Annotated in this window: 15 protein-coding genes and 4 tRNA genes; 15 read left to right on the top strand and 4 right to left on the bottom strand. The window is 69.1% G+C overall.

Annotation, left to right across the window (positions count from 1 at the left end):
• Positions 1-12 precede the first annotated feature (12 nt).
• The 5 genes from QN163_00960 to QN163_00940 all read left to right on the top strand — a co-directional run bounded on the left by QN163_00960 (position 13) and on the right by QN163_00940 (position 4712).
• A complete protein-coding gene (locus tag QN163_00960; GenBank protein ID MDR5682584.1) occupies positions 13-297 on the top strand; it encodes a hypothetical protein in 285 nt (94 codons plus the stop codon).
• 30 nt (positions 298-327) lie between these two features.
• Positions 328-2448, top strand: a complete 2121-nt coding sequence (locus QN163_00955; protein MDR5682583.1) for a thioredoxin domain-containing protein — start codon at positions 328-330, stop codon at positions 2446-2448.
• A 25-nt stretch (positions 2449-2473) separates the two neighbouring features.
• A complete protein-coding gene (locus tag QN163_00950) occupies positions 2474-3208 on the top strand; it encodes a DUF309 domain-containing protein (protein ID MDR5682582.1) in 735 nt (244 codons plus the stop codon).
• Positions 3205-4557, top strand: coding sequence for a M20/M25/M40 family metallo-hydrolase (locus tag QN163_00945; GenBank protein ID MDR5682581.1), 1353 nt, complete (start codon positions 3205-3207; stop codon positions 4555-4557). Before QN163_00950 ends, QN163_00945 begins: the two co-directional genes overlap by 4 nt.
• Before the next feature lie 64 nt (positions 4558-4621).
• Positions 4622-4712: transfer RNA gene (locus tag QN163_00940), tRNA-Ser, on the top strand.
• Positions 4713-4784: 72 nt separating this feature from the next.
• Here QN163_00940 and QN163_00935 read toward each other — a convergent pair.
• On the bottom strand, positions 4785-5255 hold the full coding sequence (locus QN163_00935) for a hypothetical protein (protein ID MDR5682580.1): 471 nt from the start codon (positions 5253-5255) through the stop codon (positions 4785-4787).
• Between the two features lie 32 nt (positions 5256-5287).
• Between QN163_00935 and QN163_00930 the strand changes: the two genes are divergently transcribed.
• A tRNA-Arg gene (locus QN163_00930) sits at positions 5288-5363 on the top strand.
• A gap of 99 nt (positions 5364-5462) precedes the next feature.
• Here the strand turns inward: QN163_00930 and QN163_00925 are convergent.
• Positions 5463-5882 carry a hypothetical protein gene (locus tag QN163_00925; GenBank protein ID MDR5682579.1) on the bottom strand — a complete coding sequence of 140 codons (420 nt, stop codon included), beginning with the start codon at positions 5880-5882 and terminating at the stop codon, positions 5463-5465.
• 147 nt (positions 5883-6029) lie between these two features.
• Between QN163_00925 and QN163_00920 the strand changes: the two genes are divergently transcribed.
• A tRNA-Arg gene (locus QN163_00920) sits at positions 6030-6105 on the top strand.
• 86 nt (positions 6106-6191) lie between these two features.
• Positions 6192-6398 carry a hypothetical protein gene (locus tag QN163_00915; protein ID MDR5682578.1) on the top strand — a complete coding sequence of 69 codons (207 nt, stop codon included), beginning with the start codon at positions 6192-6194 and terminating at the stop codon, positions 6396-6398.
• Here the strand turns inward: QN163_00915 and QN163_00910 are convergent.
• Complete coding sequence (locus tag QN163_00910; GenBank protein MDR5682577.1) at positions 6385-6789, bottom strand: helix-turn-helix domain-containing protein; 405 nt, start codon at positions 6787-6789, stop codon at positions 6385-6387. The two genes, QN163_00915 and QN163_00910, sit on opposite strands and share 14 nt — an antisense overlap.
• A 210-nt stretch (positions 6790-6999) precedes the next feature.
• Between QN163_00910 and QN163_00905 the strand changes: the two genes are divergently transcribed.
• Positions 7000-7737, top strand: coding sequence for an SPOR domain-containing protein (locus QN163_00905; GenBank protein ID MDR5682576.1), 738 nt, complete (start codon positions 7000-7002; stop codon positions 7735-7737).
• A gap of 43 nt (positions 7738-7780) precedes the next feature.
• The gene (locus QN163_00900) at positions 7781-8758 is read left to right on the top strand and encodes a diguanylate cyclase (GenBank protein ID MDR5682575.1); all 978 of its coding nucleotides are present in this window, start codon (positions 7781-7783) and stop codon (positions 8756-8758) included.
• On the opposite strand, the gene QN163_00895 is transcribed toward QN163_00900, so the two are convergent.
• The gene (locus QN163_00895; GenBank protein ID MDR5682574.1) at positions 8755-10710 is read right to left on the bottom strand and encodes an acetate--CoA ligase; all 1956 of its coding nucleotides are present in this window, start codon (positions 10708-10710) and stop codon (positions 8755-8757) included. The two genes, QN163_00900 and QN163_00895, sit on opposite strands and share 4 nt — an antisense overlap.
• 153 nt (positions 10711-10863) lie before the next feature.
• Here QN163_00895 and QN163_00890 point away from each other — a divergent pair, with 153 nt between their 5' ends.
• From QN163_00890 to QN163_00870, 5 genes are all read left to right on the top strand, one after another.
• A complete protein-coding gene (locus QN163_00890; protein MDR5682573.1) occupies positions 10864-11586 on the top strand; it encodes a uracil-DNA glycosylase in 723 nt (240 codons plus the stop codon).
• The gene (gene tadA, locus QN163_00885) at positions 11583-12029 is read left to right on the top strand and encodes a tRNA adenosine(34) deaminase TadA (GenBank protein MDR5682572.1); all 447 of its coding nucleotides are present in this window, start codon (positions 11583-11585) and stop codon (positions 12027-12029) included. Before QN163_00890 ends, tadA begins: the two co-directional genes overlap by 4 nt.
• 91 nt (positions 12030-12120) lie before the next feature.
• Positions 12121-12210: transfer RNA gene (locus tag QN163_00880), tRNA-Ser, on the top strand.
• Positions 12211-12348: 138 nt separating this feature from the next.
• Positions 12349-12552, top strand: coding sequence for a hypothetical protein (locus QN163_00875; GenBank protein ID MDR5682571.1), 204 nt, complete (start codon positions 12349-12351; stop codon positions 12550-12552).
• A 74-nt stretch (positions 12553-12626) separates the two neighbouring features.
• Positions 12627-13142, top strand: a complete 516-nt coding sequence (locus QN163_00870; protein ID MDR5682570.1) for a hypothetical protein — start codon at positions 12627-12629, stop codon at positions 13140-13142.
• Positions 13143-13183 lie beyond the last annotated feature (41 nt).

Genomic DNA, 13183 nt, shown 5'->3' with positions numbered 1-13183 from the left:
TGCGGGTGATGTATGGGCACGGAAGAGACCGTAAACCCTGTGGAGATGTTCGAGACGACGTCCACCGCCGATGTGATCGTCTGGTGCGTCGGGTTGCTCACCCACAAGGCCAGGCTGCACCTAGGCCTGATCCCGGGCCGAGAGCAGAAAGACCTGGAACAAGCCCGCCTGGCGATCGACGGCGCCGCCCGGCTCGCCGAGCTCCTCGAGGGCAAAGTCCACGGTGACGTCTTGAGCGAGCTGCTCATGCACATCGCCGACCTCCGCTTCAACTACCTGGACGCCACCCGACAGTAGCCCGCAGCCGCGCTGGACGGCGCTCCCCACGTGGGGATCGCCGGCGTCGCCTCCGCCCGTTTCCCGTACAATAACATCGCGATGGCCAACCGACTGCACGACGCCCGCAGTCCGTACCTACGGGCTGCTGCGCATCAGCCGATCCACTGGTACCCGTGGTGCGAGCAGGCCTTCCGCCGCGCCCGCGAGGAGGACAAGCCGATCCTGCTGGACATCGGCGCGGCGTGGTGCCACTGGTGCCACGTCATGGACCGTGAGTCCTACGACGATCCCGAAGTCGCCGCGATCGTCAACGAACACTTCGTGGCGATCAAGGTCGACCGCGACGAGCGTCCCGACCTGGACGTCCGGTTCCAGAACGCGGTGAGTGCGATCAGCGGACAGGGTGGGTGGCCGCTGACGGCGTTCCTCACCCCGGACGGACGGGTGTTCTACGGCGGCACCTACTTCCCCAAGGAGGACGCGCACGGACGCCCGGGGTTGAAGCGGATCCTGCGCAGCGTCGCCGACACCTACCGCAAGGAGCGTGACCGCACGCTGGAGTTCGCGGCGAAGCTCGCCGAGGAGTTGCGCCGCGCCCAAAGCCCTGCCGGGTCTGCGGACCCCTCACCGGAGAAGATCGAGGCTGCCTTGGACGAGATCGCCCGCGCGTTCGACATCCGCTGGGGCGGATTTGGGTCGGCCCCGAAGTTCCCGCACCCCTCGGCGCTCGACCTGATCCTCTATCACTGGTGGTACCGCCGGGAGGCGTGGATGGAGGTCGTCGCTGAGCGCACCCTGGAGTGCATGGCGCGCGGAGGGATCTACGACCACCTCGGAGGCGGCTTCCACCGTTACAGCACCGACGCCCGCTGGATCGTGCCCCACTTCGAGAAGATGCTGTACGACAACGCCGCCCTGCTTGCTACGTATGCGCGCGCGAACCTGCTGCTGGGCCGACCGCTGTTTCGCGCGGTCGTCGACGGCACCGCTGCCTTCCTGCTGGACACCCTCGGCGATCCCCACGGGGGCTTCGGTGCCAGCCAGGACGCCGACGTGGGCCCGGGCGACGACGGAGGGTACTACACGTGGACACTCGATGAGGCGCGTGAGGTGCTCGAGCCGGAGGAACTCGAAGTCGTGCGCTGGCGGTTTGACCTGCACGAGCGCGGCGAGATGCCTCACGACCCCGCGCGCAACGTACTGTGGGTGGCCGCCGACCCGTCCGAAATCGCCGCCGTGCTGGGCAGATCGGAAGCCGAGGTCACCCGGCGGCTGGCGTCGGCGGTCGGCAAGATGCGTGCCGGGCGCACCGCCCGGCCCGCGCCGTTCGTCGACCGCACCCTGTACACCAGCTGGAACGCCATGGCCATCGCGGCATTGCTGGTGGCCCACCAAGCCACCGATACCGCCCGGTATCGCGACGAGGCGTTGCGCGCACTGCAGCGCTTCCTGCGCGAGGGGTTCGACGAGGCGTCCGGTTTCCCGCACGTGCTCGGCGACCCCACGGGACCGAGGACGCTGGACGACCAGGTACACATGGGTGCAGCGCTCCTGCTGGCCCACCAGTGTACCGGGGACCCACACCATCTGCTCGTTGCGCGCCGCATCGCCGCCCTGCTGGAATCCGACTACCGCGATCCTTCCAGCGGTGCGTACTTCGACGTGCCGCACGGCGCAGCACGGGGTCCGGCGCTGGAGGTCCCCTACAAGCCGATCCAGGACGCCCCCACGCCCGGCGCCAACGCGGTGGCCGCCTTGTTCTTCCAGGACCTCGCCACGCTTACGGGCGACATGCAGTGGCGGGAGCGGGCGGAGGAGATCCTACACGTCTTCGGCCAGACGGCCTCCGCCCATGGCTACTTCGCGGCGACGTACTTCCTGGCCGCCAGCCGCCACCTGCGGCCCGGTGCGCACGTGGTCGTCGTCGGCGACCGGGCGGATCCCGCGGCGCACGCCCTGCATGCGGCCGCTTGGCGCGCCGCGCATCCGGACAGGATTGTCCAACGGAAGTCTGCGCACGAGGACCTCCTACCGCCCGTGCGCGCGATGGCCGAGCGCACGGGCGGTGGGGCCGCCGCGTTCGTGTGCGTGGGGACGTCCTGCTCCCTGCCCCAGTTCGACCCGGATGCGCTGCGCCGCCTGCTGGAAACCGGCTCCGCCGGGACGTAGGCGCCGCCCGCGTCGGAAAACCGCCTTGTACATCCGACTCAAGCACGCGCTCAGCGAACTCACCCTCGAAGCGGTGGCCACTCCCCACCAGGCGCGGTGCACCGCCTGGCTCGGCGCGTACGCGGCCATCGCGTCGGCTGGCGAGGCGGTGTCGCTAAGCACCGTGAGGGTCAGCGCGCGGCAACTCGCGGCACCGATCGGCTGGCGGCTCGACCCCGCCGACCTGCGGCCCGCCACCCGCAGACGCATCCTCTGGCGCGGCGGCGACCGCATCGCCCTACCCCGCGCCCACCGGCCCCACTGGGGCTACTTCGCGCCGCAGGCACGGCGGCTGTACCGCGCGGTCGCCCACCTGCACCGGCATCCGTCGCACGATCGGCTGCCGGACGTACTGTACCGCGGTCTGGTTCTGCTGGACTGCGGGCTGTTCTTTTCGTGCCACGAATATTTCGAGGGTGTGTGGCGGCAGATGCAGGGACCGGATCGGGCCTTCTATCACGGCCTCATCCAAGTCGGCGCCGCCTTCTACCACCACGAGAAGGGCAACCGGCACGGCGCGGTCACGCTGCTGCGCCGCGCCGTCGACAAGCTGACCCCCTACGCCTCAGGCTGCCTGGGTCTGGACGTCGCAGGGCTGATCCGGGCGCTGCGACCCTGGGAAGACCGCTTTGCGCGAGGCGAGCCGTCCCCGTATCCTGTGTTCGTAATCGGCTCTCCACCGTCCACCTACGACGCTTGTCAGAAAACGGGAGGCCCATGAAGGACGTCTTCGACCACATCGAACGCAACGCGGACGACTACCTCGCCCAACTGCAGCGCCTGGTGCGGCAGCCGAGCGTCGCTGCCCAGGGCATCGGAATCGAGGAGTGCGCGCACCTGGTGGCGAGGATGCTCGAAGAAGCCGGAGCGCGCACTCAGGTGCTCCGTCTGGAGGGAGCTGCCCCGCTCGTGTACGGCGAGATCCCGGGGCACGCCTCAAAGACGTTGCTCATCTACGAGCACTACGATGTACAGCCTCCCGAACCCCTCGAGGAGTGGCAGTCTGATCCGTTCGACCCGCAGATCCGCAACGGCAAGCTGTACGGTCGCGGCGTGGCCGACACCAAGGGGAATCTGGTGGCACGGCTGAGCGCGATACGTGCCCTGCACGACGTGCGCGGGCGGATCCCGGTCACGGTGAAGTTCCTGGTAGAGGGCGAAGAGGAGATCGGCAGTGTCAACCTGCCCCGCTACGCGCACCACCATGCGAGCCTGTTCCGGGCGGACGGCTGCCTGTGGGAGTCGGGCGGCAAGGACCACCAGGAGACCCCCAACCTCTACCTGGGCGTAAAGGGGATCTGTTACGTGGAACTGCGGGCGCGCGCGGCCAACCGCGACCTGCACTCCTCGCTGGCCACGATCGTCCCCAACCCCGCGTGGCGGCTGGTCTGGGCACTGGGGACGCTCAAGGACCGGCAGGAGAACATCCTGATCGAGGGATTCTACGACGACGTGGCCGAGCCGACACCGGACGAACTACAGGAGCTGCGGCGCATCGCCGCCCAGCGGGACGACCAGGCGCTGCTCCGGGATCTGGAGCTGGACCGCTATCTCCTGGGACTGTCCGGATTGGAGCTGCTCAAGCGTCATCTGTATCAGCCGACCTGCACGATCTGCGGTCTGGTGTCGGGCTACACGGGCGCAGGATCGAAGACCGTACTCCCCAAGGTCGCGCGGGCGAAGCTCGACTTCCGCCTCGTGCCGAATCAGCGCGCCGACGACGTGCTCGCCAAACTGCGCGCGCACCTGTCGCGTCACGGGTTCGGCGACATCGAGGTCGACGAACTCGGACTCGAAAACCCCGCCAAGACGCCGATGGACTCCGAGATCGCGCGGGTGGTGGCGAACGCGGCGCGAGAAGTCTACGGACGCGAGCCGATCGTCTACCCGCTGATGGCCGCCACCGGACCCATGGACGTCGTCTGCGCCCAGTTTGGCACGCCGGCGGTCGGGGCGGGCATCGGGTATCCGGGCACGAACGTGCACGCGCCCAACGAGAACATCCGGATACGCGACTACGTCGACGGCATCAAACACGTCGCGCTGATCCTGGAGCTGTACGGCCGGTGATCCATCGGTCGGAAGCGGGCAGCCGCGCTTTCCACCTGCGGCGGTTGACTGTACACTGCGCTTGGGAGGGGTGGCCGAGAGGTCCAAGGCGGCGGTTTGCTAAACCGTGGCGGGGTAAAACCCGCCCGTGGGTTCGAATCCCACCCCCTCCGCCAACGGAGTGCCCGCACAAGCAAGGTCACAGCGGGAAGGGCTGCGCCAGGTGAGTGGCTGTATAACGGATGGCGTCACTCGCTGCCCAGATAGACCATCACCAGGTGAACGCGGCTTCCTCGGTCCTTGGCGATCGCGAAGGTGATCCCCAGCGGTGTGTAGGAGAGAATCAGGGTCGTACGGTCCTCCTGGGCCTGGGGGGCCGGCCCATAAGCACCCACGACCTCGTCGCGCGTGCTGCCGACCCCGACGCCTCGGGCCGTCCGGTACGCGGGGCTTTCCACGAAGATCGCATCCACGCGGCCGTCCCGGTCGACGCGCACGGTCAGGCCGCGGCGCGGCCAGAAGAACTTGATCGTCTGGTCGCCGGGCTCGCGTCCCTCGGGCGGCCCCAGGACCTGGAACACCTGGGTCATGCGCATACCCAAGACGATCGGTCCCACCGACCGGCCGGGCACGATCAGCAGCGATGTCGGAGTGGCCGCCTGAACCACCACGGCGGCGGCCAGCACGAGCACCGTGACCAGCAGCGGCTTCGTGGACACCCGACACATCGCCTGATAGAATCCTGTTTGCCGCGCCCGTAGCTCAATGGATAGAGCATCTGACTACGGATCAGAAGGCTGGGGGTTCGAGTCCCTCCGGGCGCGCCACACCTCCCGATCCCCCTAGCACCTCCAATCGTGCATACGCCGCCGCGGCGCCCGAGGTTCCGGGTCGCCAAGACGACGGCCCTCGCCCACCACGGCCTGCTACGGACGGCTGCCCGGAGGGTTCGGGTCCGGCCGGCACCGCGGCATCAGGTCCCGAAGGCGCGCCAGCCACAGCTGAGCCAGCGCTGCGGTCGTCGTGTTGTTCGCCCGTGCGTGGTTCTGGTCCACCGTGATGATCAGCTGCCGGCCGACGTAGATCGCCCAGTCGGCTCCCACCGGCCGCGCCACGATGTTGGCCGCGGTGACCTGCTCGGTGGCGTACGCGCGCACGATCCGAAGCCGCACCGCCTCGCGTCGCTGCTCGATCGACTGACCCCCGGCGGGGAACCGAATGCGCAGCGTGAGCTCGTTGCACAGGTAGATCGCACCCACGTTCACGTCCGCGGGCGCCTGCGCAGGCGCCGGCAGTGCGAATGCGACGACGAGCACGCACACAACCGGCACAGCGACTCGCCTCATCCTCCTCCTCCTTCTGGGGTCGTCGGGACCCCTCGTCGTTAGATTGGCCAAACGGCGGCCGTTGTCCTGTGACGTAAACATCGTCCGGGATTCTGCGCGCCATTTCTCATGGCCGCGCAAGCGGTGCTAAAATCCGCTTTGGACTGCGCGCCCGTAGCTCAGTGGATAGAGCAGGGGACTCCTAAGCCTCTGGTCGGGGGTTCGATTCCCTCCGGGCGCGCCACCCAGCCCCCGCGAGGCCGCACCGCCATCTTCCGATCTGGTTTCTGAGTTGTGTGAATCGAGGTAACATTCGCCGCCAGCAACTGGGTGAGCGGACGGATCACCTTCCCCAGTCCGTTCGGGCCGCAGCTCGTCGTCCTCGACGGCGCGGTGACCGTGCAGGTCGCCGGTGACACGTGGATCGTGCGGGGCGGCCAGATGGGCAGTTACGGCGAGCTGCAGGTGAGCCAGGGATCACCGCGTACAGCCTGTCGGGGGCGGGCGCGCCGCTGCAGACGTTCTACGCGCGTGTGATCGGCGTCCGCTGACGTTCCGCGAACACGGATCCCCGGGCGTCGCCGCAGCCGTGGGGTGTCCCCGTGGCCGGGGCCAGGTGCCAGGCGCCGTGTTCGGGGCGGGCCAACTGCACAGCCAGCCGGGCCGGCCCACAGGTAGGCTGTGCCAGCGCCAGGGCCAGAATCGCTCGTTCGTCTTGGGCACTGAGCCCCGAGGGCCGGCCGCGCCTGGGACCCCATCGTCGGGGGTAGACCCCGTCGGGCCCATAGGCCAGGTACCGCCGTCGCCAGCGGTAGAACAGCGTCCGGGAGATCCCAAACTCCCGGCAGGCCTGGCTGACGTTGCCCAGGGCCTGCGCCCGGGCTATCACCCGCAGGCGGAAGGCATGTACACTGGCCTCAAGGGTCATAGGCGGTTACTCCCATCTCCCCACGCACGGGGGCTGTCCAACGGGCAGGATACGTCACATGACCCTCCTTTGCTGTCAACACTAAACTGAAACAGTACAGTCTAGGACGTCCACAGGTTGGGCATAACCCTTCCGAAGGATTTCTGCAGGAAACAGTCAACAAGACTCTACGTCAGCTGCACGTTTGGCCAGCTCGGGAGGGGGCACCCCTTGGCGGACGCCACTGAGCCTCAAGAACCGCATCGGGCGAGCCGCCGCCTCGGCGTCGCGCTGTGGAGCCTAGCCGCGGCGATCTTGTTGGTGGCGATTTGGGGCACCTTGCGAGGGGCGGGTCCCACCAACCGGGCCGCCCCCACGCCGCTCGCTCCGCCCACCCTCCTGCCGGAGATCGCCGCCACGAACCAGCCCGTCCTGGCTTCCGCCCCTGCGCCCCGATCCCTTGCGACATCGCGGCCTGCACGCCGGACGCCCACGGCTGCACCCACCGCGGCGGCGCGACCCGTCCAATACTGGATCCGGTTCGGCCCCACCGAGGACCTGCGCGAAGTCGAGGCGCTGGTGGCGCGGCTGTCGCAGTCCTACGCGGTCGTCGGACGCATCCTGACGTCGGACCGGCAGGCGGGATTTCGCGTGGTCGCGACGCCGCTGCGCCTGCGCAGCGCGGCCGAAGAACGGCGGCGCACCCTGGCAGCTGTCGGGATCGAAGCCAGCGTCGTCTCGGACGGCGACGGCTCGTACCGCCTGGACCTGGGCGTATTCGATAGCCCGTCCGCTGCCGAAACACGGGCGCGCCAGGTGCGGGCGCGCGGCTACCCGGCGGTCGTCCAGCCCAACCGCGTCCCCGTGTATACGGTGGTGGTCGGCCCGGCCCGGGAGGCCGTGGCGCTGGCGATCGCCCGCACGCTCCAGGCCAGTGGGTTTGCTCCGACGATCAGCCGAAGACCCTGACGATAACGCTCATCCCAGACCGAGCACAGGGGAAAATGCCCGCATGGGAGCCTCGAAGCGGTGGCGCGACAAGCTCGCCGAAGTGGTGCGGCGGATCCGAGAAGCGCTCGCATTCCCAGAAGCCGCGGCGTGGGGCAGCACCGGAGGTGAGCAGACCTGGCACGCGCTGCTGATCACGCATGACCCCCAACCGCGGCGGTGGGTGCCCACCTATACGGAACCAGGGTGGGCGACGTCCGTGGCACCCGACGCCGCCGAGGCGATGGAACTGCTGAGGGTCGAACACTACGACCTGATCCTCCTCGACCTACGGACCCCCAGTGCCGATCCCATCGAGCTGGTGCAAGACATCCACGCCTATCGTCAAGTCCCCATCGTGGTGGCGGGGGTGCGTGCCGATCGGCAGGTGATTGGGAATGCGCTCGCCGCCGGAGCGGACGACTTCTTCTACATCGACGACACCCCACAGACATCGTCATTCGTTCTGCGCCACACGATGGATCGGGCGCGCCTGACCGGCACGTTGCGGGAAGGATACACGGCGGCCGCACGCGACTTCCTGACCGGTGCCGACAGCGAGCAGGCGTTCTCCGCCGCCTACGCCGCCGCGATGGCCCGCTCGCCCCATACGGGTGAGGACCTGTCGGTGATCCGGTTGGGGGTGGAGAATCTGGCCACGATCAACGCCGCGTTCGGTCGCCACGTGGGCGATTTGGTGCTGCGCGAGGTCGCGCGGATGCTGCGGGCCCAGGTGCGGAGGACCGACCACATCGGCAGGCTGCGCGGGGGACAGTTCGCCGTCCTGTTGCCGGGCGCGGGCAGCACACGGGCCGAGGAGGTCGTGACGCGGCTTCGGGCGGCCACGGCCCAACTGCGGTTGCCCGAACAGCCCGACCTCTACCTGCGCCTGCGCATCGGATGGGCCGTCCGCGGCGACGTCGACACAGACCCCCTCGCGGTCGCAGAGCACCGCATGAGCGCCGCCGATCCGATCGTCGCCGGGCCCCCCGGGGCGTACTAGCGCGCCCGCGCGATCTCCTCTAGGGCCTTCGGGTTCTCCAGGCTGGACACGTCGCCCGGGTCCTGTCCTATGTAGGCGGCGCGGAGGACGCGGCGCATCACCTTGGCGTTGCGCGTCTTCGGAAGGTCGGCCACGAACTTCACCTCCTCGGGTCGCAGCGCCTTGCCCAGCTTGTCCGCGACGAGAACGCGTAGTTCCTCGCGGAGGACCTCGGAGGGCGCGTAGCCCGGACACAGCACGACGAAGCAGACCAACGCCTCCCCCTTCACCTCGTGGGGCACACCGATCGTCGCGGCCTCCACCACCGCGGGATGGGCCGTCAGCGCCGACTCCACTTCCGCCGGGCCCACTCGCTTGCCTGCGATCTTGATCGTGTCGTCCGACCGTCCCAGGATGTACCAGAAGCCCTCGGCGTCCCGCGCGGCCCAGTCGCCGTGAACCCACACCCCCGGCCACCGCGACCAGTACGTCTCTAGGTAACGCCCCGGATCGCGCCAGAAGCCGCGCGTCATCCCCGGCCACGGTCGGGTGATGACCAGCTCACCGACTTCTCCCGGCCGAACGGGACGACCGTCGGTGTCGTAGATGTCCGCGGCGATTCCCAGGCACGGCCCCGCGAACGAACAGGGCTTGCATGGGTGCAGCACGGTGCCGCACACGATGCCGCCGGAGATTTCGGTTCCTCCCGAGTAGTTGATGATCGGACACCGGCGCCCGCCGACATTGTGGAAGTACCATAGGTAGGGCTCGGGGTTCCACGGCTCCCCTGTGGAGCCCAGCACCCGCAGCGAGCTCAGGTCGTGCTGCTGCGGGAGGCGGTCTCCGTATTTCATCAGCGCCCGCACCGCGGTCGGGGCGATCCCCAGCACCGTGACGCCGTAGCGCGCTGCGAGTTCCCACAGACGGCCCGGATGCGGGTGATCCGGCACGCCCTCGTACAGGACCATCGTCGCGCCCAGCGCGAGGACGCCCAGCACCTCCCACGGCCCCATCATCCAACCCATGTCGGTCAGCCAGAACATCACGTCGCCTTCCTGCACGTCGAAGTGGAAGGCCATGTCTTGGGCTGCCTTGATCGGAAAGCCGGCGTGCACGTGCACCGTGCCCTTGGGACGGCCGGTGGTCCCGGACGTGTAGATGATCATGAAGGGATCCTCGGCGTCCATCACCTCGGTGGGCACCTCGTCTGGGGCATCCGCGGTCGCCTCGTGCCACCAGACATCGCGGCGGGGCTGCCATCCCTCATAAGTGCCGACGCGCTGCACCACGAGCATGTGCTGTACGCTCGGACACGCCTGGGCCGCGGCGTCCGCAGTCCGCAGCATCGGCACGACCTGCCCGCGCCGGTGGAAGCCGTCCGCGGTCACGATCACCTTCGCCTCGCAGTCGCGCACGCGCGAGGCCACTGCGTCCGCTGCGAAGCCGGAGAAGACGGGCGTCAGGATGGCGCCGATCTTGGCGCACGCCAGCAGCGCGACGGCGACCTCGGGGATCATCGGCAAAAACAGTGCCACACGATCGCCCCGCTCGACGCCCAGGCTGCGCAAGGCCGCCGCTGCCCGGCACACTTCTGCGTGCAGCTGGCGATAGGTCAGCGTACGCGTCGACCCGTCTTCACCTTCCCAGTGGATCGCCGGCTTGTCGGCCGTCGCGGCACGCCGATGTTTGTCCAGGCAATTGTGTGCCAGGTTGGTCTTGCCGCCGACGAACCACCGCGCCCACTCGACGCCCCGGGACGCGTCGCAGACCTGCCCGTACGGTCGGTACCACTCGACCTTCATCTCCGCCAACGCCGCGTTCCAGAACCACTCCATGTCTTCGATCGATCGGCGGTACAGGTCGTCGTAGTCGGCGATTCCGTGCTCCCGCATGAAGCGCCGAAGCCGGCTGCGCTCGACGTAGGCTTCGCTGGGACGCCAGACGACCGCCCCACCCAGCACCGAGGTTTCCATCCCGATCCACCTCCACCGGATTCTGTTGGCGGCCGGACCGGCGGCTTCCTCCGCGCCCGCGGGCACTGCGGTTGCCGCCGGCGGCTGCGCTGCTAGCATAGGGTCTGTTGGCATCTGCGGGCTTGCGCGGGTGCCGCATCAGAGATCTCGGACATGGCCCGCGATACGCTGCGAGGGGTGAAACGGGACGTGGTCGCATGCCGGCGCTGTCCGCGACTGGTCGAATACCGTGAGCGCGTGGCCCGGGAGAAGAAACCGGAGTATGCGGCCTGGCACTACTGGGGCAAGCCCGTCCCGGGCTTCGGCGACCCCCGCGCGCGGCTGCTGGTCGTCGGGCTGGCGCCCGCCGCACACGGAGCCAACCGCACCGGCCGGATGTTCACCGGCGATCTCCCCAATGGCGCGTCGGTCTGGTTGATCCGAGCATTGCACCGCGCCGGGTTCGCCAACCAGCCCACCAGCACGCACCGGGGCGACGGGCTGCGGTTGGTGGACGCCTACCTGACCGCGGCCGTCCGGTGCGCGCCGCCCGGCAATCGGCCGTCGTCTGCAGAACTCGCCAACTGCCTTCCCTACCTGGTGCGGGAGTTGCGGCTCTTGCCAGACGTACGGGTGATCGTCCCGCTCGGGAGGGTTGCGTTCGACGCGGTCCTCCGTGCGTTGGCGCATCTGGGCCTTGCCCTCCCACGCCCGCGGCCCGCCTTCGCGCACGGCGCACTGATCCGATTCCCAGGTGCGATGGGCGGACGACCGGTGCCACGGATCCTGTGCACCTACCACCCGAGCCGACAGAACACCAACACCGGCAAGCTCACGGAGAAGATGCTGGACTGCATCTTCGCCAGGGCCCGGCGAATGGTCGGGGCGGCGCCGTGAACGACGAAACGCTGATGCGCGAGGCGCTCGCGGAGGCCGAGCGGGCGGCCGCGTACGGTGAGGTGCCGATCGGCTGCGTGATCGCCCACCGAGGGCGCATCGTCGCCCGGGGTCACGACATGCGTGAGTCGCTGCGCGACCCCACCGCCCACGCCGAGATCCTGGCCATCCGCCAGGCGGCGCGCGCGTTGGGATCGTGGCGGCTGGAAGGATGCGCCCTGTACGTCACGGTGGAGCCGTGCGCGATGTGCGCCGGAGCCGTCGTGCTCGCCCGGATCACGCGGTTGGTCTACGGCGCCGACAGCCCCAACAGCGGCGGGGTGCGCACGCTGTTCCGGATCTGCGACGACCCTCGTCTCAATCACCGCGTCGAGGTGTCCACCGGTGTGCTGGCGAAGGAGGCCGGCGAACTGTTGCGGCGGTTCTTCCGCGACCTTCGGTAAGCCCTGCGAACCCACCACACCGAGTGCACAGCGGGAAGGGCGGGTGCGTGTGCTTCTCACGAACGGTCGGTGACGGTAGACTGGAGTCTGCGGAGGGGTGCACCGAACTGGCTAAGGGGCCGGTCTCGAAAACCGGTGGCCCTCGTGGGCCTTGTGGGTTCGAGTCCCACCCCCTCCGCCACCCCGACGCCCCTTTCCTTTTCACCGCGTACGAGCAACGAGCGGTCCGACGCACCCCACGGCGGTGGCGCACGCACGCGGACCTGTGAGACGATGACAGCACACCGCGCGGCGGTGAATTCGAGGTTGCGGGGGTCGCATGGCACGGCCACGCTACAGCGCGAACAAGCGGCAGCGCGAACTGAAAAAGAAAGCGGAGCGGGAGCGCAAGCTGGCCCGCAAACACGCGCGCAGGACGAGCACCGAGACCCCGACGGGCGACGGCGGCCGCCCCGATGTCGCGCAGGAGATCCACGCCATCCTGCCCACCGGCGGGGCCGCGTCACCTGCCGATCCCGACTGACGCAGACAACGGCGGCGTCGGACGCACCGCGGGCAGGTGCGCTCGCCTGCGTTCGCATCCTCCGGCGGTGAACGATGAAGTGCGCCACGCATCCTGCGGTCGAGACGGGGCTCACCTGCGCCACCTGCGGCACCCCGATCTGCCCGGACTGTCTGGTGCAGACACCGGTGGGCATGAAGTGCGGGCGGTGTGGGATCGCCCCCGTACCGGAGACCCTGAGGGTCGGGTCGCGCCTGCTCGCCGTGGTGCTGCTGACCGGTACGGGGATCGGTGCCGCGGCCGGGGCGGTGGGGCTATCCATCCTGTCCGGATATGTGCTCTTGCTGATCCTCATTGGCCCCGCCGTGGGCACGCTCGCCGGCGAGGGCATCCGCCGCGTCGTAGGGGGGCGCACAGGCTCTCCGGTCGCGATCGCCGCCGCTGCCTCGGTGGCGATCGGGCTTACGCTGGTCGCCCCCAACGTGTTGGCCGTGGGCCAGGCCGGATCGGTGATTCCCGTGGACAGCCTCCTGCTCGGGCTTGTGCAGCGTCCGTCCTACGTGCTGTTCGTCGCCGGAGCGGCAGCGGGCGCGTTCTGGCGTCTGCGCTGACAGCACGTCGCCAGGAGTCGAAGCCACCGTGTCAAACGCCT

The organism is Armatimonadota bacterium (assembly GCA_031432545.1).
Classification (GTDB): Bacteria; Sysuimicrobiota; Sysuimicrobiia; order Sysuimicrobiales; family Sysuimicrobiaceae; genus Caldifonticola; species Caldifonticola tengchongensis.
This window is presented reverse-complemented; position numbering and strand designations above follow the sequence as displayed.